The 20,616-nt window shown below is 42.9% G+C and carries 21 protein-coding genes; 12 read left to right on the top strand and 9 right to left on the bottom strand.

Features of this window, described 5'->3' with window-relative positions:
• Positions 1-402: 402 nt before the first annotated feature.
• From PN457_RS05110 to PN457_RS05100, 3 genes are read left to right on the top strand one after another with little or no spacing between them, the layout of a single operon-like run.
• Positions 403-666: an Asr1405/Asl0597 family protein gene (locus PN457_RS05110; RefSeq protein ID WP_271731758.1), complete on the top strand. Its 264-nt coding sequence runs from the start codon at positions 403-405 to the stop codon at positions 664-666.
• A gap of 56 nt (positions 667-722) precedes the next feature.
• Entirely contained in the window at positions 723-1,379 is a 657-nt protein-coding gene (locus tag PN457_RS05105) for a (2Fe-2S) ferredoxin domain-containing protein (RefSeq protein WP_271731757.1), read from the top strand.
• A 44-nt stretch (positions 1,380-1,423) separates the two neighbouring features.
• Positions 1,424-1,555, top strand: coding sequence for a hypothetical protein (locus PN457_RS05100; protein WP_271731756.1), 132 nt, complete (start codon positions 1,424-1,426; stop codon positions 1,553-1,555).
• 1 nt (position 1,556) lies between these two features.
• Here PN457_RS05100 and PN457_RS05095 read toward each other — a convergent pair whose 3' ends face one another.
• Positions 1,557-2,681, bottom strand: a complete 1,125-nt coding sequence (locus PN457_RS05095) for a Rid family detoxifying hydrolase (RefSeq protein ID WP_271731755.1) — start codon at positions 2,679-2,681, stop codon at positions 1,557-1,559.
• 76 nt (positions 2,682-2,757) lie between these two features.
• A complete protein-coding gene (locus PN457_RS05090; RefSeq protein ID WP_271731754.1) occupies positions 2,758-3,195 on the bottom strand; it encodes an NUDIX hydrolase in 438 nt (145 codons plus the stop codon).
• A gap of 44 nt (positions 3,196-3,239) precedes the next feature.
• Here PN457_RS05090 and malQ point away from each other — a divergent pair, with 44 nt between their 5' ends.
• A complete protein-coding gene (gene malQ / locus PN457_RS05085) occupies positions 3,240-4,748 on the top strand; it encodes a 4-alpha-glucanotransferase (RefSeq protein ID WP_271731753.1) in 1,509 nt (502 codons plus the stop codon).
• A gap of 22 nt (positions 4,749-4,770) precedes the next feature.
• Here the strand turns inward: malQ and PN457_RS05080 are convergent, their stop codons facing one another.
• Together PN457_RS05080 and PN457_RS05075 are read right to left on the bottom strand one after the other, a co-directional pair.
• On the bottom strand, positions 4,771-5,577 hold the full coding sequence (locus PN457_RS05080) for a helix-turn-helix domain-containing protein (protein ID WP_271731752.1): 807 nt from the start codon (positions 5,575-5,577) through the stop codon (positions 4,771-4,773).
• 26 nt (positions 5,578-5,603) lie between these two features.
• Complete coding sequence (locus PN457_RS05075; protein ID WP_271731751.1) at positions 5,604-6,368, bottom strand: pseudouridine synthase; 765 nt, start codon at positions 6,366-6,368, stop codon at positions 5,604-5,606.
• Between the two features lie 141 nt (positions 6,369-6,509).
• Between PN457_RS05075 and PN457_RS05070 the strand changes: the two genes are divergently transcribed.
• A complete protein-coding gene (locus PN457_RS05070; protein WP_271731750.1) occupies positions 6,510-7,223 on the top strand; it encodes an LmeA family phospholipid-binding protein in 714 nt (237 codons plus the stop codon).
• Positions 7,224-7,284: 61 nt separating this feature from the next.
• Here PN457_RS05070 and PN457_RS05065 read toward each other — a convergent pair whose 3' ends face one another.
• Positions 7,285-8,190 (bottom strand): phosphatidate cytidylyltransferase, encoded by a 906-nt coding sequence (locus PN457_RS05065; RefSeq protein WP_271731749.1) that lies wholly within the window; start codon positions 8,188-8,190, stop codon positions 7,285-7,287.
• Between the two features lie 106 nt (positions 8,191-8,296).
• Positions 8,297-8,899, bottom strand: coding sequence for a precorrin-6Y C5,15-methyltransferase subunit CbiT (gene cbiT / locus PN457_RS05060; protein WP_271731748.1), 603 nt, complete (start codon positions 8,897-8,899; stop codon positions 8,297-8,299).
• A 94-nt stretch (positions 8,900-8,993) separates the two neighbouring features.
• Here cbiT and PN457_RS05055 point away from each other — a divergent pair, with 94 nt between their 5' ends.
• Both PN457_RS05055 and tatA read left to right on the top strand, forming a co-directional pair.
• Positions 8,994-10,376, top strand: coding sequence for a serine/threonine protein kinase (locus PN457_RS05055; RefSeq protein ID WP_271731746.1), 1,383 nt, complete (start codon positions 8,994-8,996; stop codon positions 10,374-10,376).
• 314 nt (positions 10,377-10,690) lie between these two features.
• The gene (gene tatA / locus PN457_RS05050; RefSeq protein WP_271731744.1) at positions 10,691-10,855 is read left to right on the top strand and encodes a twin-arginine translocase TatA/TatE family subunit; all 165 of its coding nucleotides are present in this window, start codon (positions 10,691-10,693) and stop codon (positions 10,853-10,855) included.
• A 71-nt stretch (positions 10,856-10,926) separates the two neighbouring features.
• Here tatA and cphA read toward each other — a convergent pair whose 3' ends face one another.
• Genes cphA through PN457_RS05035 form a run of 3 tightly spaced genes read right to left on the bottom strand, consistent with a single transcriptional unit; the run spans position 10,927 to position 14,695 of the window.
• Complete coding sequence (gene cphA, locus PN457_RS05045; protein WP_271731777.1) at positions 10,927-13,629, bottom strand: cyanophycin synthetase; 2,703 nt, start codon at positions 13,627-13,629, stop codon at positions 10,927-10,929.
• A gap of 42 nt (positions 13,630-13,671) precedes the next feature.
• The gene (locus PN457_RS05040; protein WP_271731743.1) at positions 13,672-13,812 is read right to left on the bottom strand and encodes a hypothetical protein; all 141 of its coding nucleotides are present in this window, start codon (positions 13,810-13,812) and stop codon (positions 13,672-13,674) included.
• A 19-nt stretch (positions 13,813-13,831) separates the two neighbouring features.
• Entirely contained in the window at positions 13,832-14,695 is an 864-nt protein-coding gene (locus tag PN457_RS05035; RefSeq protein WP_271731775.1) for a cyanophycinase, read from the bottom strand.
• Positions 14,696-15,338: 643 nt separating this feature from the next.
• On the opposite strand from PN457_RS05035, the gene trmD reads away from it, so the two are divergent.
• The 5 genes from trmD to argH are packed head-to-tail and all read left to right on the top strand — an operon-like array spanning position 15,339 to position 20,592.
• Positions 15,339-16,079 carry a tRNA (guanosine(37)-N1)-methyltransferase TrmD gene (gene trmD, locus PN457_RS05030; RefSeq protein ID WP_271731741.1) on the top strand — a complete coding sequence of 247 codons (741 nt, stop codon included), beginning with the start codon at positions 15,339-15,341 and terminating at the stop codon, positions 16,077-16,079.
• An 8-nt stretch (positions 16,080-16,087) separates the two neighbouring features.
• A complete protein-coding gene (gene ispF, locus PN457_RS05025) occupies positions 16,088-16,570 on the top strand; it encodes a 2-C-methyl-D-erythritol 2,4-cyclodiphosphate synthase (RefSeq protein WP_271731740.1) in 483 nt (160 codons plus the stop codon).
• A 36-nt stretch (positions 16,571-16,606) separates the two neighbouring features.
• Positions 16,607-18,391 carry an ABC transporter substrate-binding protein gene (locus PN457_RS05020; protein ID WP_271731738.1) on the top strand — a complete coding sequence of 595 codons (1,785 nt, stop codon included), beginning with the start codon at positions 16,607-16,609 and terminating at the stop codon, positions 18,389-18,391.
• Positions 18,392-18,419: 28 nt separating this feature from the next.
• Positions 18,420-19,196, top strand: a complete 777-nt coding sequence (larB, locus tag PN457_RS05015) for a nickel pincer cofactor biosynthesis protein LarB (RefSeq protein WP_271731737.1) — start codon at positions 18,420-18,422, stop codon at positions 19,194-19,196.
• A 10-nt stretch (positions 19,197-19,206) separates the two neighbouring features.
• Positions 19,207-20,592, top strand: a complete 1,386-nt coding sequence (gene argH / locus PN457_RS05010) for an argininosuccinate lyase (protein ID WP_271731735.1) — start codon at positions 19,207-19,209, stop codon at positions 20,590-20,592.
• Positions 20,593-20,616: the final 24 nt, after the last annotated feature.

Here is a 20,616-nt window from a genome sequence, read left to right as displayed (position 1 = left end):
AACCAATCTCATCCCTTCCAACTTTCAGGTTTTTCATCAGCAAAGGAGATGATCTTTACGTTTCCACCCGCCAAACAACCCAGGTAATTAGGGGAATTAGTAAAATTTTAACCTTCTAGGGGATGAAGTTTAACAATTTCAGTCATTTTCCCGCTCAAACATGGGAGATTTCCAGTCATTGGTCGCAATGAGTCACAACTCAATCGCCTATTCCTCCCACACTCACCACTACCCACTTCCTAATTCATAACCGGAAAGTATGAGAAATTTGTGATCTTTTTTTGATTCAATTGAGAAAACTTTTCATTTAAGGTATGCTGATATTAAAGAGGCATTATTCCCCAAGATTTTTCAGTTCAGGGGCTTAAAGCACTAATGGGTTGCAAGTTGAGGGCTAGTCTGTTGAAACGGTTACGTTCACAAATCGAGAAAAATTTTATTGTAGGCGTAGAGGTGGACTGGGCAGACCGATGGCAAGTGTATAAACGCTTACATGAATTAGATATCCCCTGTTCCTGTGAGACTAACCAACCATTGAGGGTTGAGATTAACACCCCTTTAGCAATGGTTCAAGTCTGGTCTGTAATACAGCAGTTAACAGCATCTCGACAGGATTTGATTTGGAGTCTGGAATGCTGCTGGAAAAGTCGTTACCGAAATTTCTGAAGTTTTGACACACAACACCTATTTAGGCTGAGTTAGTTAAGGAGAGATTAAGCAAAATGAGTGCATCTTACAGTAGAGAAATATCGGAATTTCGCCTAGAAGGAAAATTCATAGATTTTGTCATTAAAGATGGCTACAACCTCAAGGGCTTGTTATTAGACACTGCTGAGGGTGAATGCTATGTTAAACTTGCTAAACATTTACGCGCGGCTTTTGACTTGCGTTTAGCGCCTGGTAGTTGGCTGCAAGTTGTTGGTTCTCAAAAGCATGATATAAAAAAAGATAAAGTTATATTGAAAGCGGAGCGTGTGATGGCAGTACGTTCTCATATCGAGACGGTTGCAACGGTTACCTCAGTCATAGAACCCCCGGACATCAAAAACACGCAGGAAAAAATAAGTAAAAATAAAGACACTATTTTGGTGTGTCACAAGTCTGATTGTATGAAGCGTGGCGGTAAAGCAGTTTGTCAAGCGTTGGAGGCTGCTTTAAGTCATCGTGGGTTGGAAGATCAAGTGAGTATTAAAGGTACTGGCTGTATGAAAAAATGCAAGGCTGGCCCTAATATAGTGATGCCAGACAAAACCCGTTATAGTCGTATTCCATATACACAAGTTCCGGCAATTATGGATAAGCATTTTGCTCATTGCAAGAAGCAACAGCAGTCACATAATTGCCCACAGGGAGTCATACATCATCGGGAAATTGGTTGAAACCGCTGGTAAGCTTGTGATCCTTCCATAAAACATTCTTTGTCTTGCCTGTTGTTTGGCAATGGGTATTGGCAATTATTATTAATAATAATTTTCGGCTGAAGTTGAAGGCGATCGCCCTAGGATTGACTGTACAATCTAGGCGATCGCCTAATATTTTCCTGTGGCAAAAATAGGCTAAACAACCGCAATACAATCGATTTCTACCAAAACATTCTTTGGTAGACGAGAAACCTGGACACAAGCACGGGCTGGGGCTGTAGCTTCAGGAAAATATTGAGCATAAACCGCATTGACTACGGCAAAATCATTCATATCAGCTAAAAATACTGTAGTTTTGACCACACTTTCAAATGTGGCACCAGAGGCTGTCAGAATAGCTTCTAGATTAGCCATAACTTGCTCAGTTTGCTTTTTAACATCATCTGTGTAGATGACATCACCCAGTCGGGGGTCAATGGCAATTTGTCCAGCCACAAAGATCATTTGACCGTTAGCGGCGATGGCTTGATTATAGGGTCCCACCGGAGCCGGTGCTTTATCAGTACGAATTACTTGACGATTCATAGATATCATGTTTTCTAATAATGTTTCCCCTGTGCCAATTTCTCCGTCACAGGTGTTTGGCTGTTGGTACACTTCCCCATCAGGCATTATTGCACCAGTGAGGTCAGCATTGTCAAAGCTCGCCCCATAAATATTGGCTCCGGTTAAAATTGCCCGTTGTAAATTTGCACCATCGAAATTTGCTAGCATTAAATTTGCATCTGTCAGACAGACTCTTTCCAAATTAGCCCCTTGCAAACAGGCCCCCTTGAGGTTTGCTTGTTCTAGAGAAGCCCCAACTAAATTCGCCTGAGCTAAATTCACCCCTGACAAATTAGATTTATCTAACCGGACTCCCCGAAGTTGGGCTTTGTGCAGATTGCAGTTTTCCCATAATGCTTTCATCAGATTAGTATGGATTAGGTTAGCTTGGGTGAAATTTGCGCCAGAAAGATTCGCCTCTTCCAAATTTGCAAAACTTAAATCAACACCAGTCAGGTCAGCCCAACTTAAATTAAGCCGATAGCCCCTAATTTGAGTCAAATTTGTACATTTTAAAGCAGCCCTAGACAGATTTGCTTCCCAGAGATTAGCTTTTTTTAATTTAGCTTCACTTAAATCTACTCCACTTAAATCTGTTTTGTGTAAATCTATATCATTTAACTGTGCCCCTCTCAAGTCTACACCGCTAAAATTGGCGTTTTGAAATTGCCGTTCTCCTGCGGCATATTGCTCTAACAATTCCTCAACATTCATAATGCACCCTCAAGTACTACCAACACATTATAGAGTAATAATTTATTCATTTTATTCTATGTACATCTGTGGTTAATTAATCAAAACCCAACTGGGGACGTAGCCCATAATGGCGATAATGCCAATAATCCCGGAGAATGCGATCATGGTCAAAACATAAATTACTCGGTACACGCCAAGACTCAAAAATGCCTATATTTTTGGCATCATCACCTGCCATTGGTTCCCCCGTGGCTGTTGCTAAAAACACAATGCTGATGGTATGCTGACGGCGATCGCGACTAGGGTCAGAATATACCAAGAATTGTGTAATTAACTCGACTTTCAAACCCGTTTCTTCCTGTGCTTCTCGTCGCGCCGCCACCTCTACAGGTTCACCATAATCAACAAAACCACCGGGAATAGCCCAACCAAAAGGTAAATTCTGTCGCTCAATTAATACTATTGGTCGATGTGGACGGTCTACCAATTCAATAATGATGTCAACGGTGGGTGCGGGGTTTCTGTAAGTCATGATAGATTTGATGGGATAACTTCTTGTTATATTTGAACTTAAATATGCCTTTTCCTAGATCCAGTGGTATTTTATTGCATCCTACATCCTTCCCCAGCCGATTTGGTATTGGAGATTTAGGCTTAGAAGCCTATAAATTTATTGATTTCCTCAGAGAGAGTTACCAGCAATATTGGCAAGTTTTACCTTTAGGACCAACGGGATACGGTAATTCTCCTTATGCTGCATATTCAGCCATGGCGGGAAACCCTATGCTCATCAGTCCAGAACAGCTGCAAGAGCAAGGTTTACTAACTGAAGAGGACTTTGCTAATTTACCAGTATTTAACGACTCTCAGATAGACTATGAGGGAGTCAAGTCTCTCAAGACTGCTTTGCTACAAAAAGCTTGTAATCATTTTCAAGTTAAGGCCACACCTTTACAACAAAAGGAATTTGCTGGTTTTTGTGACAGCAAAGCCTATTGGTTAGATGATTACGCCTTATTTATGGCGCTCAAAGACACTCATAATAATACCAGTTGGCATACTTGGGAGGCGGAACTGGTCAAGCGTGAACCAGCAGCAATAGATAAAGCTAGGGAAAAATTAAAATCGGAAATCTTCTATTATAAGTTTGTCCAATTTGAATTTTTCCGCCAGTGGTCTGAACTTAAATCCTATGCCAATATGAGCGGCATTTACATTATTGGCGATATTCCCATTTATGTAGCCCAAGATAGTGCTGATGTGTGGGCGCACCCCGAGATATTTTGTCTTGATGAAGAAACCAGAGAACCAGCTTTAATGGCGGGAGTTCCACCGGATTACTTTAGTGAAACTGGTCAATTATGGGGTAATCCTGTTTATAATTGGCAAGAATTACAAAAGCAAGATTTTAAATGGTGGGTGGGTCGCTTTGAAGCGATGCTCGATTATATAGATGTGATTCGCATTGACCATTTCCGCGGATTTGAAGCCTACTGGGCTGTGGAAAGGGGAGAAGAGACAGCCATGAATGGAGAGTGGTTGAAAGCTCCAGGAGATGAGTTATTTGATGCGATTAAAGCGAAACTAGGTACACTACCAGTTTTAGCGGAAGATTTGGGGGTAATTACCCCAGAAGTAGAAGCATTACGGGACAAGTATGAATTTCCTGGGATGAAAGTTTTGCAGTTTGCTTTTGGTTCTGATCCCGGTAATCCTTTTTTACCTTTTAACCATACACGTAATGCTGTAGTTTATACGGGTACTCACGATAATGACACAACTGTAGGCTGGTTTAATCAAGCTAACGATTGGGAAAAGCGCAATTTATTACTTTATTTAGGTTGCATTAGTCCAGAAGGTGTCCACTGGGATGTAATTCGACTGGCTTTGAGTTCCATCGCTAATCAAGCAATTATTCCTTTGCAGGATATTTTAGGTTTAGCAAGCGAGGCGCGAATGAACTTTCCCAGCACTGCTGAGGGTAACTGGGGTTGGCGTTACCAGTCCTCATTGTTAACAAGAGAACTAGGAGAGCGTCTGAAAAATCTGACTCAACTTTATGGACGCGCACCCCAGGAGAAGTGAGGAATAAACAGCTGTTTATTCCTCAGGACTTTGGTCTAGCAGCAATCTTGATTTCTCTCTCTTTCCCCGGTTCTCCCATTTGTTTAGCTTCTTGCTGATTGACACTGATTAATACGCTACCCGCATTATTGGTTTTCACCGTTAGTTGCTGTTGGGCTTTCCAACTGCGCTGACTTCCTTCTGGGAGAACGCCTTCAAACTCAATTTTGCCATCAGCTATAATACGAATCCATGATGATGCTTTTAATGTCACACCAATATGCAGTGAGTCACTGTTATTGATGCGATTCAATCTACCGCTAACACTTTGGAACTGGTTTGATGCTTGGGAATTTACTTGATTGTGCTGTGGTTTTAACACAGTTTCTTGTTTTGGCTGTTGATTGCTATCGCTCAGAGTAGTATTATTTAGCAGGCGAGATAAGCTACTTACAGAGCATACAATGACAAGTATGTAAAGTAAGTAAAGATGAACAGGACGTAGTAGACCACTTAAATGAACTTTCCCAGTAGGTGCTAAACTCACGGGTGGAAAACCCAGAGGAAAAGTATTGGACAATTCTACTCCATTTAAGCCTAATGCTTCGGCAAATTGTCTGATTAAAGCTCTAATATAAACTGGTTCTGGCAGATCATCTAATTTACCTTGTTCAATGGAATCTAAGAGTTTCTGGGGAATTTTGGTTAAAATTACTATGTCTTCTTGTGATAAACTTCTTTCTTGACGGACAGCCAACAGGTAAGCTCCCAGTTCTGCCAATTTTTCCGATTGTTGTTGTTTTAATGAAACTCTAATTTCGGGTTTATCTTTACTTTTGAGCCACTTCATGCTTTCGTTCCATTCCTGATCTCATCTCAATCTTTAACGGGTAGATGCTTAATTTGTTTTTGCAAAAAGCGAACTTCAGCATCATTAAGTGAACGATATTTACCCTCATGTAATAAGGGCAAATTTGGCCTTTTTAATTGAATCGGACCTATGGCAGTACGATGTAGCTTAATTACTGGATATCCCAACTGTTCAGCTACACGGCGAATCTGTCGGTTTCTCCCCTCTTTTAAAACTATTTCTAAATGGCTATTTTTGGCAATAGTTCCTATAAAATTTACTGTAGCAGGAAGTGTTTTTTTTCCCCCCAAGACAACCCCTTCACGCCACATTTCTAGCACCGCTTCCGGGGGATGTCCCTTTACTAGTACCCGATAAGTCTTAGGAATCCTGTGACGTGGATGGGTGAGTCCAAATGTGAGATTTCCATCATTTGTCAGGATTAATGCTCCTGTTGATTGTGCATCTAAACGACCAACTGGGTGCAAACCTGAACCCTGGCGTAACTCGGGTGCGAGTAAATCCAAAACTGTTTTTCTTCCTTGGGGGTCGTCACAAGTAGAAACTACTCCCGCAGGTTTGTGTAGTAATAAATATATCAAGGGTGGACGCCGTTGGGCAGAAACTGGCTGACCATCTACGGCAATTTTATCTTTTTCTGGATCAAGTTTTTGACCTAAATGTGCTGTGACACCATTGATCCGCACTCGCGATCGCCGAATCATTTCTTCAGCTTCACGACGTGAGGCAATCCCCCACTGAGCTAGAATCTTTTGTACCCGTTCCTCCATAATGAAATTATTGTGTATAGTCTTTTCGATTTAAATAATCATATGATTTAAATTTTGTGCAGAATAGAGATAAATGTTACATTTAAGGCTAATTTCGCCTCACTTAGTTACTGAGCGAGTACCCATCAACCTAGTTGTTCCATGTCCGAGAAAAATTCCCTAAGCAAAAATCCACCTAAAATCCGGATCATCACACATACACTGACAACAGCCCTCAAACTGTGGTTAAAATCACAGGTCAGCCAAGTATCGCAGTTAGATGTAGAAATTAAAGCGAGCGATCGCCAAATTCTCTCTGGTTGTGTTCCTTGGGTATCTATTTTTGCGACTAATGCAGTGTATCAAGGTATTCATCTCACACAAATTCAACTGTTAGCAGAAAATATTCAGGTAAATATCGCCTCAATACTCAAGGGACAGGCACTACGACTATTAAAAATAGTACCTGTTTCTGTTCAATTAATGGTAGAAGAGAAAGACCTGAATAGTTCGCTCTCATCTGAATTATTCTCTACTGGTTTAAATGATCTATTGTTGAAAATATTACCAGAAATTGGTTTGAGAGCCAAGCCAATTTCCTGGCAAAGAATAATACTTGATAATAATAAAATTCTCCTCAGGTGTATTATATCATATGCAAGTGAAGCCACGCATCTGGAAATTAATTTCAATTGCTCCTTAATTGGCGGTCATGAGTTGAAGCTAGACAATATCCAAGTCATGCAAAACGAAGCATCTCTGTTAAAGGATGAGCGCAGTTACAATCTGAATCTTGGCTCAGATGTCGATATTCAAGAAATGAGTGTGATCCCTGGTCAGATGATTTGCCAAGGAATGATTAAGATTAATCCTTGAGGAGAGATGAAACCTGGATCCGGGGTAAATGGTTTAGCCTACAGTCCCCATTCTCCACAGGTCAGAGATTTGCAATCAATGGTAATAAAAGCGTCACAAAATAGTAAACCAACGGGGCTGTAAAAATATAACTATCAGTGCGGTCTAAAATACCACCATGACCGGGGATCAACTGGCCTGAATCCTTCACGCCAGCGTCACGCTTGAGCATAGACTCAGTGAGGTCACCTAACAGACTAGCAATACCAATCAGTAAACCCAATCCTACACCAGTGAAGAGGAATTTTGGCAAGTGCAGATAATAGGCTCCTACCAAGGCTACAGCGACGCTGGCTATAATTCCAAATACCGCCCCTTCAACGGTTTTTTTGGGACTGATATCAGACAAACGGGTTTTACCGAAGAATTTGCCAATAACATACGCACCAATGTCAGCAGCCCAAATACAAAAGAAAGTCAACACTGTTAAAGTTAAGCCTGGAGGTAAGGATGCTAAACTTTCTTCCTGGAAGTTGCCAATATTGGGCCAGTAACTACCGTTAGCTTGCGTGGCGTAGCCATAGGGCATATTGCTGTAGGCTAAACTATCAAGATTACGCAATCTTACCCAGTAACTTGATAAGTAGCCAACATAAAATAGTCCCATAATCGAGGCGGAAATATCGGCGATTGTAGCCATTTTTGGTTGAAACAATAAATAAAAACAAATTAATGTCCCTGCTATTGGCATCACAGCATCAGCCAAACTTTCATTAAAGTTACAAATCACTAGTAAAGCTAGGCTGACAAACATGGTAGTTTTAGCAGCCGGTAAAATACCTCTAGCTCTTACCAAATTAAAATATTCTTCTTGACCTAAAAGAACCACCACCGCAATGGCGATAGTAAAGTACCAACCACCTAAAAGGGTAGCCGCTAGAGCCAGGGCGATCGCCACAATTCCACTAATAATCCGAGACCAAGGCATAGAAATGAGTATGAAGTATAAAGATAAAGTCTAATAGCGTAGCGTGGACTAAGCCATAGTAGAAGCTCTAATTTATCCTGGATGCCTCAGTTTTGATCCTCCTAAACTAGTCTAGTTTCTCACCACTCAGGATAAAGATGGGATCAACAGCCACAAAGGTTTGAGAAAAGCCCCGCGTCTCCAAACGGTTGACAGCAGACTGGACAACTTCAATATTTCTAGCTCGCAACAGTGAGAAGCTTTGAGAAATAGCATATAGTCCTTCTAGATTAGTAGCTGTGGCCACAACCCTCCCTGATGCGGGCAAATAATGCCATACGGCTGGTAAAATATCCTCTATGGGTTTTCCACCCTCAATGCAGACGCGATCAGGGGATAGCTTCAGCTGATGCAAACAGTCTGGGGCGCTACCTTCAATTATTTGCACATTCTTGACTTCAAAGCGATCGCAGTTGCGCTTAATTAAGTTGGCTACATCTTCATCCCGTTCCACTGCTATAATGTGTCCGTTAGGACATAGTAGTCCAGCTTCTACAGGAATTGTCCCTGTTCCCGCGCCAATATCCCATAATACTGAATCAGATTTGAGCCGCAGTTGGGAAATTAATAATAGTCTCAGTTCTCGCTGACTGAAGGGAATACCCGGTAAATGCTCAAATAATTCATCGGGAATACCAGGAGTAGTATAAGGCCAAAGTTGGGAAGGCATAGAAAAACACAATTATACTAAATGTATCAGCTTGCCCAATTTGACAAGCCATAAGCCAAAAAAGCTTGAGAACTTAGCGTTATTAGCAATCATAATGATCAGCGAAATCTTAGGCGATCGCTACGAAGTCCAGCAGCTATTAGGAAAGAAATCAGGGCGACGGACGTTCTTAGCCAGGGATAAAACCACAGGGGAGTTAGTAGTCGTCAAGTTACTTTCTTTTAGCAGTGACTTTGAATGGGATGATCTCAAGCTATTTGAGCGCGAAGCCAAAATTTTAAAATCTTTGTCCCATCCCGCTATCCCCAGTTATCTAGACTATTTTGAAGTAAATTTACCCAAGCTTAAAGGATTTGCTCTAGTACAGAGCTATATTTCAGGTCAAACTTTAGAACAATACATCAAAGTTGGACGGACTTTTACAGAATCTGAAATCAAACAGGTAGCCACAGAGCTTTTAGAAATTCTCATCTACCTACATGGGATGCATCCACCTGTGATTCACCGTGATATTAAGCCTAGCAATATTTTATTGGGTGAGCGCTCCGCTCATCATGTCGGTCAAGTTTACCTAGTAGATTTCGGTTCTGTGCAAAATGTACTTGATACAGAAGCCGGGACTAGAACTGTAGTCGGAACATATGGCTATATGCCTCCAGAGCAATTTGGGGGGCGTACTGTTCCAACTTCTGACCTTTATAGTTTAGGCGCAACATTAATTTATTTAGTCAGCGGTAATCATCCTGCCGATTTACCCCAAAAAGATTTTCGCATTCAGTTTGAACAAGTAACTCACCTGAGTCCAGGGTTGACTCGCTGGTTAAGGTGGATGACTGAACCAACCCTAGAACGGCGACCAAGTTCGGCTTTAGAAGCCCTGAAAGCTTTGAATGAGTCGGACTTGAAAAGCCCCCTCCCTTTAAATATGGTTAAACCTGTGGGGAGTAAAATTCAACTTTCCCAGGATTGGGATCATCTGGAAATTCTCATCCCATCGGCTGGTTGGAAGTTTTCGATGTTATTCAGTGGTTTGTTTGGTATGTTTTTGTTCTTTGGTGGCTTCGTGGGGACAATTGGGGGGCTATTTACCATCAATTTTTTCGTTGCCTTACAGGGATTGATGCTGTGGGGTATGGGTTATTTCATATTGTATTATTGTTTATTTGACTCTCTATTTAGACGCACCCGCCTGCGTTTCGATGAGCAGCAAATGACCTTTACTGATGAATTATTCGGATTTAAATGGCATCGTTTCCTCCCGGCGCCTCGGGAAAATATTACTAAGATCGCTTATATTCCTCGATACGTCGAAGATGCTATGGGTGATATTCTCCACCCAGCAAAGTTAGAAATTTGGGTGGGAGTGACAAAATACCCTCTGAGTGTTAATCATGGTGCTATTCAATCTGAAGCGGAACTGGAATGGCTAGCTCATGAATTAAGTCATTGGTTAAATATCCCCATTGAGAAAGCATAGAATTACCAAACCAAAAACAATTTAAAAGTCAGCCCAATTGCAATTTGAAAAATAGTTGTCTTGAGCGTCTAGGGTCTTTTGCTTTCCCAGTACTGTTAAAGGTTGGTTTCTAGCCCCTGTCTTTAAACCTGGTGAGTGTCAAATTCAAAGTAAAACTGAGAAAAGATTCTAAAATTTTTACTGCCTTGGTCTCACCTGGGAGATACTCTAAAATAAACCCAAATATTGCTCATCTATTTAGATAAACTTGGCACTAGAGAATTTTATGATCTAAAGTTGTGTCTTTAATTATACTTGAATAAAGGATAACCATAATGTTTGGACTAGGATGGCCGGAAGTAGTCATAATTGCCATTGTAGCTATCGTAATTTTTGGCCCTAAAAAAATTCCTGAATTGGGAAATGCATTGGGTAAAACCTTACGGGGGTTCAAGGAAGAATTGAACTCTCAGGATGATGACGCCCAGGGTGATAGCTAAGGAGGGGTAGCCATAGGAGAACAGCAATATTTAGAAGTAGAGACGCCATAGATTCGTCTCTACAACCCCAACTAAGGTAAAGTCTTGATCACAGAAGATGTCATCCCATTTTGAGTATCTATGATTGTGGTGGAGGTATTTTGTGGCTGTACCTCCTCTGTTACTAAACCCCGCAGCTTGATTAACTTGATGGCTCGACTCACACTTTCTGGTAAAATTACTACTAGACTGTTATCGGGAGCCATATCTAAGGCTTTATTAATTGCCGTAGTTTCATCCAAAACTGACTCATAAGGACAATTTGGATTAACTTGGGTAATACCGTTAGTAATCAAATCCGCCGCTGACCCACGTAATCGCCCCCTGGTGTCATCATCTTCTTTGACAATAATATAGTCAAAAATTTCTGCCGACAATTTCCCCAAGGTGACAAAATCTTCATCCCGGCGATCGCCTGGACCACCGACAACGCCAATGCGCTCTCCCGTAGTCCAATTTCGCACAAAAGAACCTAAAGCCTCATAACTGGCGGGATTGTGAGCGTAATCTACCAAAGCATGATACTTACCCAAATTAAATAAATTCATTCTTCCGGGGGTTTGACTCACCGAGGCCCGGAAAGTCTTCAACCCGGCGCGAATCTGTTCTATGGTCACATCCTGGACAAAAGCCGCCAAACTAGCCGCCAAAGCATTAGCAATCATAAAACCGGCTCGTCCGCCCATGGTCAAGGGAATATTTTCGGCTCTTTCTATGCGGTGTGTCCAATCGCCCTTAACAATAGACAGATAGCCATTCTCATAAACCGCCGCGACACCCCCCTGCTGTACATGCTGACGCACCAACTCAGCATCAGGATTCATAGTAAAATAGGCAATATTAGCTTTAGTTTTCTGGGCCATAGCTGCTACCCGATGGTCATCGGCATTTAGCACAGCGTAACCGTCAGGAAATACGGCTTCTGCTACTACACTCTTTAAATTAGCCAACTGCTCAATGGTATCTATATCACCTATACCCAAATGGTCAGCGGATACATTCAATACTACACCGACATTAGCCAGATCAAAACCTAGACCGGAGCGTAGGATTCCACCGCGAGCAGTTTCCAGCACTGCCACCTCCACAGTGGGATCTTCCAAAATCACATGGGCGCTTTGGGGTCCAGTATTATCTCCTGACTCCACTAAGTATTCACCGATATACGTCCCATCTGTAGTTGTATATCCTATGACCTTGCCTGTCTGCTTATAAATATGTGCCAACAGTCGAGTAGTGGTTGTTTTACCATTAGTACCTGTGACACTCAAAATCGGAATCCGACCTGACTGTTCATGGGGAAACAGCATATCCATAACCGCCCCAGCAACATTCCGGGGTATACCTTGACTGGGAGCTACATGCATCCGGAATCCTGGCGCTGCATTCACCTCCACAATTACCCCATCTACCTCGCGCAAAGGACGGCTAATATCTGTAGTGACAATATCTAAGCCGGCTATATCCAAACCAATAATTTTCACCACCCTTTGAGCCAACCAGACATTTTCCGGGTGGATTTCATCCGTGCGGTCTATGGCACTTCCCCCAGTACTCAAATTAGCTGTTGCCCGTAAATAACAAATTGTCCCTTTAGGTGGTACACTCTTAAGGGTTAAGCCTTGCCTTTCTAATAATTGGTAGCTGCTACGGTCTAATTCAATCTTGGTGAGGATATTATCATGTCCTTCACCACGATTAGGGTCTTGGTTGGTTTCCTCGATCAGTTGAGCAATGGTAGACCGACCATCGCCGACAACATGAGCCGGAACCCGTTCCGCTACGGCTACCACTTTGCCATTTACAACCAGCACCCGATGGTCTCGCCCGGCGTAATAGCGCTCAACAATAATAGAGCGAGAAATTAATCGGGCTGCTTCATAAGCCGCTTCGGCTTCATCCCACTCTCTAATATCAATGGTAATTCCACGCCCGTGGTTACCATCAGATGGTTTGATGACAATAGGATAGCCACCCACATATTCAATGGCTTCTTCCAAATCATCAAAAAAGTTGATCACTGTACCTTTGGGTACTGGGGCTCCAGATGCTGCCAGAATGCGTTTGGTAGCTTCCTTATCGCAAGCTAATTCGACTCCCAAAATTCCGGTATTACCAGTCATAGTTGCTTGCATCCGCTTCTGATTCACGCCGTAACCCAATTGAATCAAAAACCGGGCACTCAACTGTGTCCAGGGAATACCTCTTCTTTCAGCTTCTTTGACAATTGCTTCAGTCGAAGGACCTAAAGAGGATTCACGCCATAAATCTTGTAGGTCTAAAATATCTTGATCGAGTTCTGCTTTTGGATAACGACCTCTATCAACGATACTTTGGCAAAGCCGCACAGCTGCTCTCGCCGAGTAGCGTCCTGCTTCCTCATTCAGATACTCGATCACCACCTGGAAAATCCCAGGTGTGGCAGTTTCGCGGGTGCGCCCAAAGCCGACATGCATTCCGGCTAATTCCTGCAGTTCTAAGGCTACGTGTTCCACGATGTGGCCCATCATAGTGCCTTCCTTAACCCGCATCAGAAAACCGCCGCGACAGCCAGGGGAGCAGTAATGACCTTCCAGACTTGGCAGAGCCTCTACTAATCCTTCGTAAAAGCCAGGGATTTGATTCGAGGGCGTCTCGGCAAGGTTCTCTAAATCGAGTCGCATAACGATTAGCTTGTGGCGTCGAATGCTCCAGTAATTTGGGCCACGTAAGGTCTGGATCTTGAGGATTCTCATGGGAATAGGTAGATGGAGATTCGGAACCAAAATTCTAGTTTCTTACTGAAATTGACCGCTAAACTGTTTATGGTGAACAGTTTTTGTGTTAGTGTTAGCGGGGCTAGCAACAAAACAGGGTACTTGGTCATTGGGGGAGTCTAGTTTTTTGGGAATTTGATAGGGTAGCGTGGCGTAAGCCATATTTTTCCTCCCCCTTGTTTTAGCGGTCGATCCGGTGTACAGCAGGTAATACAGTCCGCTGATATAGGTGAAAGCGATCGCCATAGCTGAGGATGTGCAATCGTAAATTATGCACGGTGAGAGGTTCATTAGCGCCCACATGAGGCTCGTTGGTGTGGCTCACTTCTGTGGGATCGACAATAGTGACACTTCCTTTACCGACAACTTGTAGCCAACCATCACGTTCAAATACAGCACAAGTATCTTCATCAATTCCAATCCCTAGGCGGTCGGGATGAGCGGCGATCGCACTAATCAACCGACCCATGCGATTACGATTGTGAAAATGCTGGTCAACAATCACCTCCGGAATAAAACCCAAACCCGTTGCCATATCGACCAGGGAACGATTTGGAGTTTCACCACTACCACCACCAGCAATCATATGATGCCCCATCACTGCGGCTCCAGCACTAGTACCGGCCAGTGTCAGTTGTCCGTCCCGTACCCGTTGGCGGATAATTTCCATAGCTGGCGTATCTGAGAGTACGCCACAAAGACGCAATTGGTCGCCTCCAGTGAGAAATACACCACTACAGGATTCCAAGGACTCTTTGACAAGGCTGGTTTCACACTGTTCGCGTTCGCGTATGTCTAAAATCTCGACTTTGTCTGCACCCATTTCTTCAAATAGGCGAATATATCTACCACCGATGATAGCTGGTTCGCGAGAAGCCGATGGAATAATTGTAATATAGGCCTTACTAGCACCAGCACGGCCAAAAAAAGTTCTGAGGATATCGCGTCCATGAACTTTATCTTCTGCGCCTCCGATAACCAGAACGGCGGTTTTAGTTGCTTGGGGTGTCCTCATTTCCAGCGATTTAGCTTTTAATTGCGGCATTGTGTTTCTCCTGTCAACAACTTCAGGTGAATAGAACAAGGTATGGCTATGGACACTCAGGGGAATGGCTAACACCAAGGAAGCGATTGCACTTCGCTTTTTGGGGGAGAAACTTGTCCTAAACTTAGCATCGGGGTAACTTGCCGATTTAACTTCTGGACTGATCCACATGTTCCCGTAGCGTCTCCGTTAGGATAAGCCTTAATATTCATGTGTTGTTTACTGTTCCTCAAAGCCGGTGCCTTGTTGTTCACCTGTACACTTTTTCCAGACTGGCAAAATAATGCTGGGGAGACTGGAGATGACACTTGTGTTCGGTGGGTTTCCCCCCTTTGACGAAATGTCCTTTTCCCCTCTGGTATTGCGGTCTATCAGGTTTTAACACGCTTTTCTTGAGGCTGGGCCTATGCAGCCACTGAAGTTGTTAACTTGCTCAGATTATTAATTTAAATGTACTTGTGACAATATTTAAACACAAATTAAGTAATTAGAAAAACTTTTGATCCTACTAAAATCAAGAGATTTTCTGAGATCGTTCATAAAATCCTCTTGATTAAACTTGTCTGTAGTTCTATCCTACATTGAGCGATTGTGTTTGCTAGACATTCAAATTTAAGATTAGTGTTCTCCAATACGAATTACTGTGCGCTTTGATATAGTTACACTTTTTCCTGACTGTTTTACCTCACTTTTAAGTTCCGGTCTGCTAGCCAAAGCCTTAGCTAAACGGATTGCTCAAGTAAATCTGCTTAACCCCAGGGATTTTACCACCGATAAGCACCATAAGGCTGACGATGAACCCTATGGCGGTGGCGTAGGGATGCTGATGAAGCCAGAACCAATCTTTGCTGCTGTGGAATCGTTGCCAAGTCTACCACGCAGAGAGATTATTTTTATGAGCCCCCAGGGTCAAACCATGAATCAACCCCTATTGAAGGAATTGGCTACGAATTATGACCAGCTAGTAGTCATCTGCGGCCATTACGAAGGAGTAGATGAGAGGGTACTCCATTTAGTCAATCGGGAGGTATCTTTAGGAGATTTTATTCTCACCGGGGGAGAAATTCCGGCTATGGCATTGCTCAATGGTGTAGTCAGGCTTTTACCAGGTACTGTAGGTAAAGTCGAGTCCCTGAAGGCAGAAAGTTTTGAGGAGGGATTGCTAGATTACCCCCAGTACACTCGCCCGGCTGATTTTCGCGGTTGGAAAGTTCCCGATGTCTTACTATCTGGAAATCATGCGGAAATAGCTCGATGGCGATATCAGCAACAACTCAAAAGAACGGCTGATCGCCGTCCCGATTTGCTGCAAAAATGGCAACAGGAGAAGCAGCAATTGGGGGAAAAGACATTCCCCAATGACCCATCACGACAAAATAACTAATCATAACCATGAATATTCGCATTGGCAACGGCTACGATATCCACAAATTAGTCAGCGATCGCCCTTTAATTCTGGGAGGAATCCCAATTCCTCACGAATTTGGTTTATTAGGGCATAGTGACGCTGATGTCCTCATTCACGCCATCATGGATGCTATGTTAGGGGCCTTATCCTTGGGGGATATTGGTCATTATTTTCCTCCCACTGATCCCCAATGGGCTGGGGCTGATAGTGTAGTTCTATTAACTCAAGTACATCAACTCATCAAGGAACAAGGTTGGCAAATAGGTAATATTGACTCGGTAGTAGTAGCAGAACGTCCCAAATTAAAGCCGCATATTGAAAAAATGCGTGCTAATTTAGCCTCTGTTTTAGAGTTAGTACCCAATCAAATCGGCATCAAAGCCACGACTAATGAAAAATTAGGCCCCGTTGGTCGCGAAGAAGGTATATGTGCTTATGCAATAGTTTTATTATCAGCTAAAAACTGATTAGTCAATTTATTTAATAAAACTAAACGATAAATTATGATATTCAGTAACAAAATATCTAAACCAATAAAAGGTTTTTGGTTATTCATATGTTTAGTGGCTTTTACAGCTATGACAATTATAGCCTGTAACCCATCTAAATTCCCAACTAAATCCGCAGAATTACCGCAATTAATCAACAGCATTCTCAGTGATCCGAAAACCTTTAATTATGCGCTGAGTTCCGAATCTCCTAATATTTTCGGTTTAACTTACGAGGGATTAACTACCCAGAATCCCATCACAGGGGAAATTGAGCCAGTGTTAGCAGAATCATGGTCAGTTACCGATGATAAATTAGGGTTTATTTTTACCCTCAGAGAGGGTTTAAAATGGTCAGATGGGCAACCACTAACAGTAGACGATGTTGTTTTCACTTATAACGACATCTACCTCAACGAAGAAATTCCCACAGATACTAGAGATATTCTCAGAGTAGGTGACAGCCGCGCATTACCTAAAGTAGAAAAAATTGATACCCGGCGGGTTAAATTCACTACTCCAGAACCATTTGCGCCCTTTTTGGGAACATTAGGAATCCCAATTTTACCCGCCCATGTCTTGGAAAAATCCATCACAACAAAAGACCGAGAAGGTAAGCCTATATTTCTCTCCAAGTGGGGCGTTGATACTCCTGTCGATGAAATCATCGTCAATGGCCCATACAAATTAGAGCGTTATGATACAAGTCAGCGTGTAATTTTCCAGCGTAACCCCTATTATTGGCGTAAAGGCCCACAAGGAAAATCTCAACCTTATATTGAACGGATAGTATGGCCAATTGTCGAATCTACAGATACTTCAATGCTGCAATTTCGTTCTGGTGGTTTAGATGCTGTGGGAGTGACACCAGATTACTTTTCTTTGCTCAAAAAGCAAGAAAAACAGGGTAATTTCACCATCTATAACGGCGGTCCAGCGACTGGAACCTCCTTTGTTGTGTTTAATCTCAACAAAGGTAGAAGAGATGGTAAACCTCTGGTAGACCCGATAAAGTCTCGTTGGTTTAATACAGTTGAATTTCGGCAAGCAGTAGCTTATGCTATTGACCGCCAAACCATGATTAATAATACTTTCCGCGGCTTGGGTCAAACTCAAGACTCACCCATTACCATCCAGAGTCCTTTTTATATGTCTCCGGAACAGGGACTAAAAACCTACGATTACAATCCTGAAAAAGCCAAAGAATTGCTCAAAAAGGCTGGTTTTAAATATAATACCCAAGGTCAACTATTAGATTACCAAGGTAATCGGGTTCGTTTCACCTTACTAACAAATGCAGGAAACAGAATCCGCGAAGCAATGGGGGCACAAATTAGACAAGATTTAGGCAAAATTGGGATCCAGGTTGATTTCACACCCTTGGCATGGAATACTTACACAGATAAGCTAGCTAATACTCTAGATTGGGATGCTTCTTTACTAGGTTTGACTGGTGGGCTAGAACCCAATAATGGCGCTAATGTCTGGTCACCTGAAGGGGGATTACATATGTTTAATCAAAAACCCCAGGCGGGACAAAAGCCAATAGAAGGCTGGGAGGTGTCTCCTTGGGAGGCGAGAATTGCTGAACTTTACATTCAAGCGGCCAGGGAATTAGACGAGGCCAAACGTAAAGAAATTTATGCGGAAACTCAGAAGATTAGCCAAGAATATTTACCGTTTATTTATTTGGTTAATCCTTACTCATTGTCAGCAGTGCGAAATAAATTTGAAAATATTCAGTATTCAGCTTTAGGTGGCGCATTCTGGAATATTTATGAAATCAAAATGACCTCCTAATTTTCCTATTCCCTCATTGAAAATTACCGTGAATCAACCCGAAAGTTTGCGATCGCTCTTAGAAGCGGTTGCTAATGGTCAAGTTACCCCAGATATAGCGTTAGACTCTCTAAAAAGTTGGTCGTATGAATCTGTGGGTGAGTTTGCCAAAATTGATCATCATCGCCAACTGAGAACTGGTTTCCCTGAAGTCATTTGGGGACCTGGTAAGACTCCAGAGCAGATTGTACAAATTATGCAGGTGATGCGCCACCGTAACCCGGTAGTGATGGCAACCCGCATTGAACCAGAAGTTTATACCGCACTGCAACCCAAGATTAGGGATTTACGATATTACGAATTGGCGAGAATTTGCGCCATTAGTCCCCCCATCATTGACCCAAAGATTGGCGGTTTAATTAGTATTCTTTCGGCCGGGACTGCTGACTTACCGGTGGCTGAAGAGGCGGCTGTAACAGCAGAACTTTCTGGTTTGCGTGTACAGCGTCTTTGGGATGTGGGTGTGGCGGGAATTCACCGTTTACTTAGTAATCGCCATTTGATTCAAGCCTCATCAGTTCTCATTGTTGTGGCGGGAATGGAGGGCGCTTTGCCTAGTGTTGTGGCAGGTTTAGCAGATTGTCCAGTGATTGCTGTTCCTACTAGCATTGGTTATGGTGCCAGTTTTGGCGGTTTAGCCCCCCTATTGACAATGCTCAACTCCTGTGCAGCAGGTGTGGGGGTGGTGAATATTGATAATGGTTTTGGTGCTGCTGTGCTCGCCGGGCAAATTTTGCGAACAGCTGAGAAAATCAATTCAAAATAAAAGATTATCTATGACGAAAGAACAAACGTGGAGTCAACGATTTGAATCCGCATTACATCCAGCCATCGCTCGTTTTAATGCCAGTATAGGTTTCGATATCGAATTAATCGAATATGACCTGACTGGTTCTCAAGCTCATGCTAAAATGCTGGCTCATACGGGTATTATTTCCTCTGTAGAGGGGGATCAACTCGTGGCTGGTTTAGAACAGATTCGCCAAGAATACCGCCAAGGAAAATTTCAGCCGGGTATTGATGCAGAGGATGTGCATTTTGCTGTGGAACGCCGACTAACGGAAATTGTCGGCGATATAGGTAAAAAGCTGCACACGGCGCGATCGCGTAATGATCAAGTTGGTACCGACACTAGACTTTATCTGCGGGAGCAGATTCAAGCAATCCGCAGCCAACTAAGAGAATTTCAACGTGTATTACTAGATATAGCCGAAGACCACGTTGAAACTTTGATTCCTGGATATACGCACCTTCAACGTGCCCAACCCGTGAGTTTAGCTCATCACCTCCTGGCGTATTTCCAAATGGCACAACGCGACTGGGAACGCCTAGGAGATGTTGCTCGCCGGGTGAATATTTCCCCCCTCGGCTGTGGTGCATTGGCGGGGACGACTTTCCCTATTGACAGACATTACACAGCTAAACTATTGCATTTTGACACAATTTATGATAATAGCTTGGACGGAGTTAGCGATCGCGACTTTGTGATTGAATTTCTCTGTGCGGCCAGCTTAATCATGGTTCACCTCAGCCGTCTTTCTGAGGAAATTATCCTCTGGTCATCGCAAGAATTTGGTTTTGTCACCCTCAAAGATAGCTGTGCTACTGGTTCTAGCATTATGCCCCAAAAGAAAAACCCCGATGTACCCGAATTGGTGCGCGGAAAAACTGGCAGGGTATTTGGTCATCTCCAAGCAATGCTAGTAATTATGAAAGGCCTACCCCTGGCATATAATAAAGACCTGCAAGAAGATAAAGAAGGTTTATTTGACAGCGTTAACACCATCAAAGCGTCTCTAGAAGCCATGACAATATTGTTGCAAGCTGGGTTGGAATTTTGTCCACAGCGTTTAGCAGCAGCCGTTAGCGAAGACTTCTCTAACGCTACAGATGTGGCAGATTATCTGGCGGCTAGGGGTGTTCCTTTCCGAGAAGCCTATAACCTTGTTGGTCAGGTGGTGAAAACCACTATTGCCGCCGGTAAACTCTTAAAAGATTTAACATTAGAAGAGTGGCAACAACTCCATCCAGCATTTGCCACAGATATTTATCAAGCAATCTCCCCCCGTCAAGTCGTAGCAGCACGCAATAGCCACGGTGGCACAGGTTTTACACAAGTAAATCAGGCAATTACTACAGCCCGCACTCAAATTGGTGAATAACAGAAGTATAGCGTGGGCAATGGG

The sequence above is a fragment of the Anabaenopsis arnoldii genome, from assembly GCF_028331025.1.
In the GTDB taxonomy this organism is placed as follows: Bacteria; Cyanobacteriota; Cyanobacteriia; order Cyanobacteriales; family Nostocaceae; genus Anabaenopsis; species Anabaenopsis arnoldii.
Note: the sequence above shows the minus strand (reverse complement) of the source record. Positions and strands in the feature narration are given on the sequence as shown.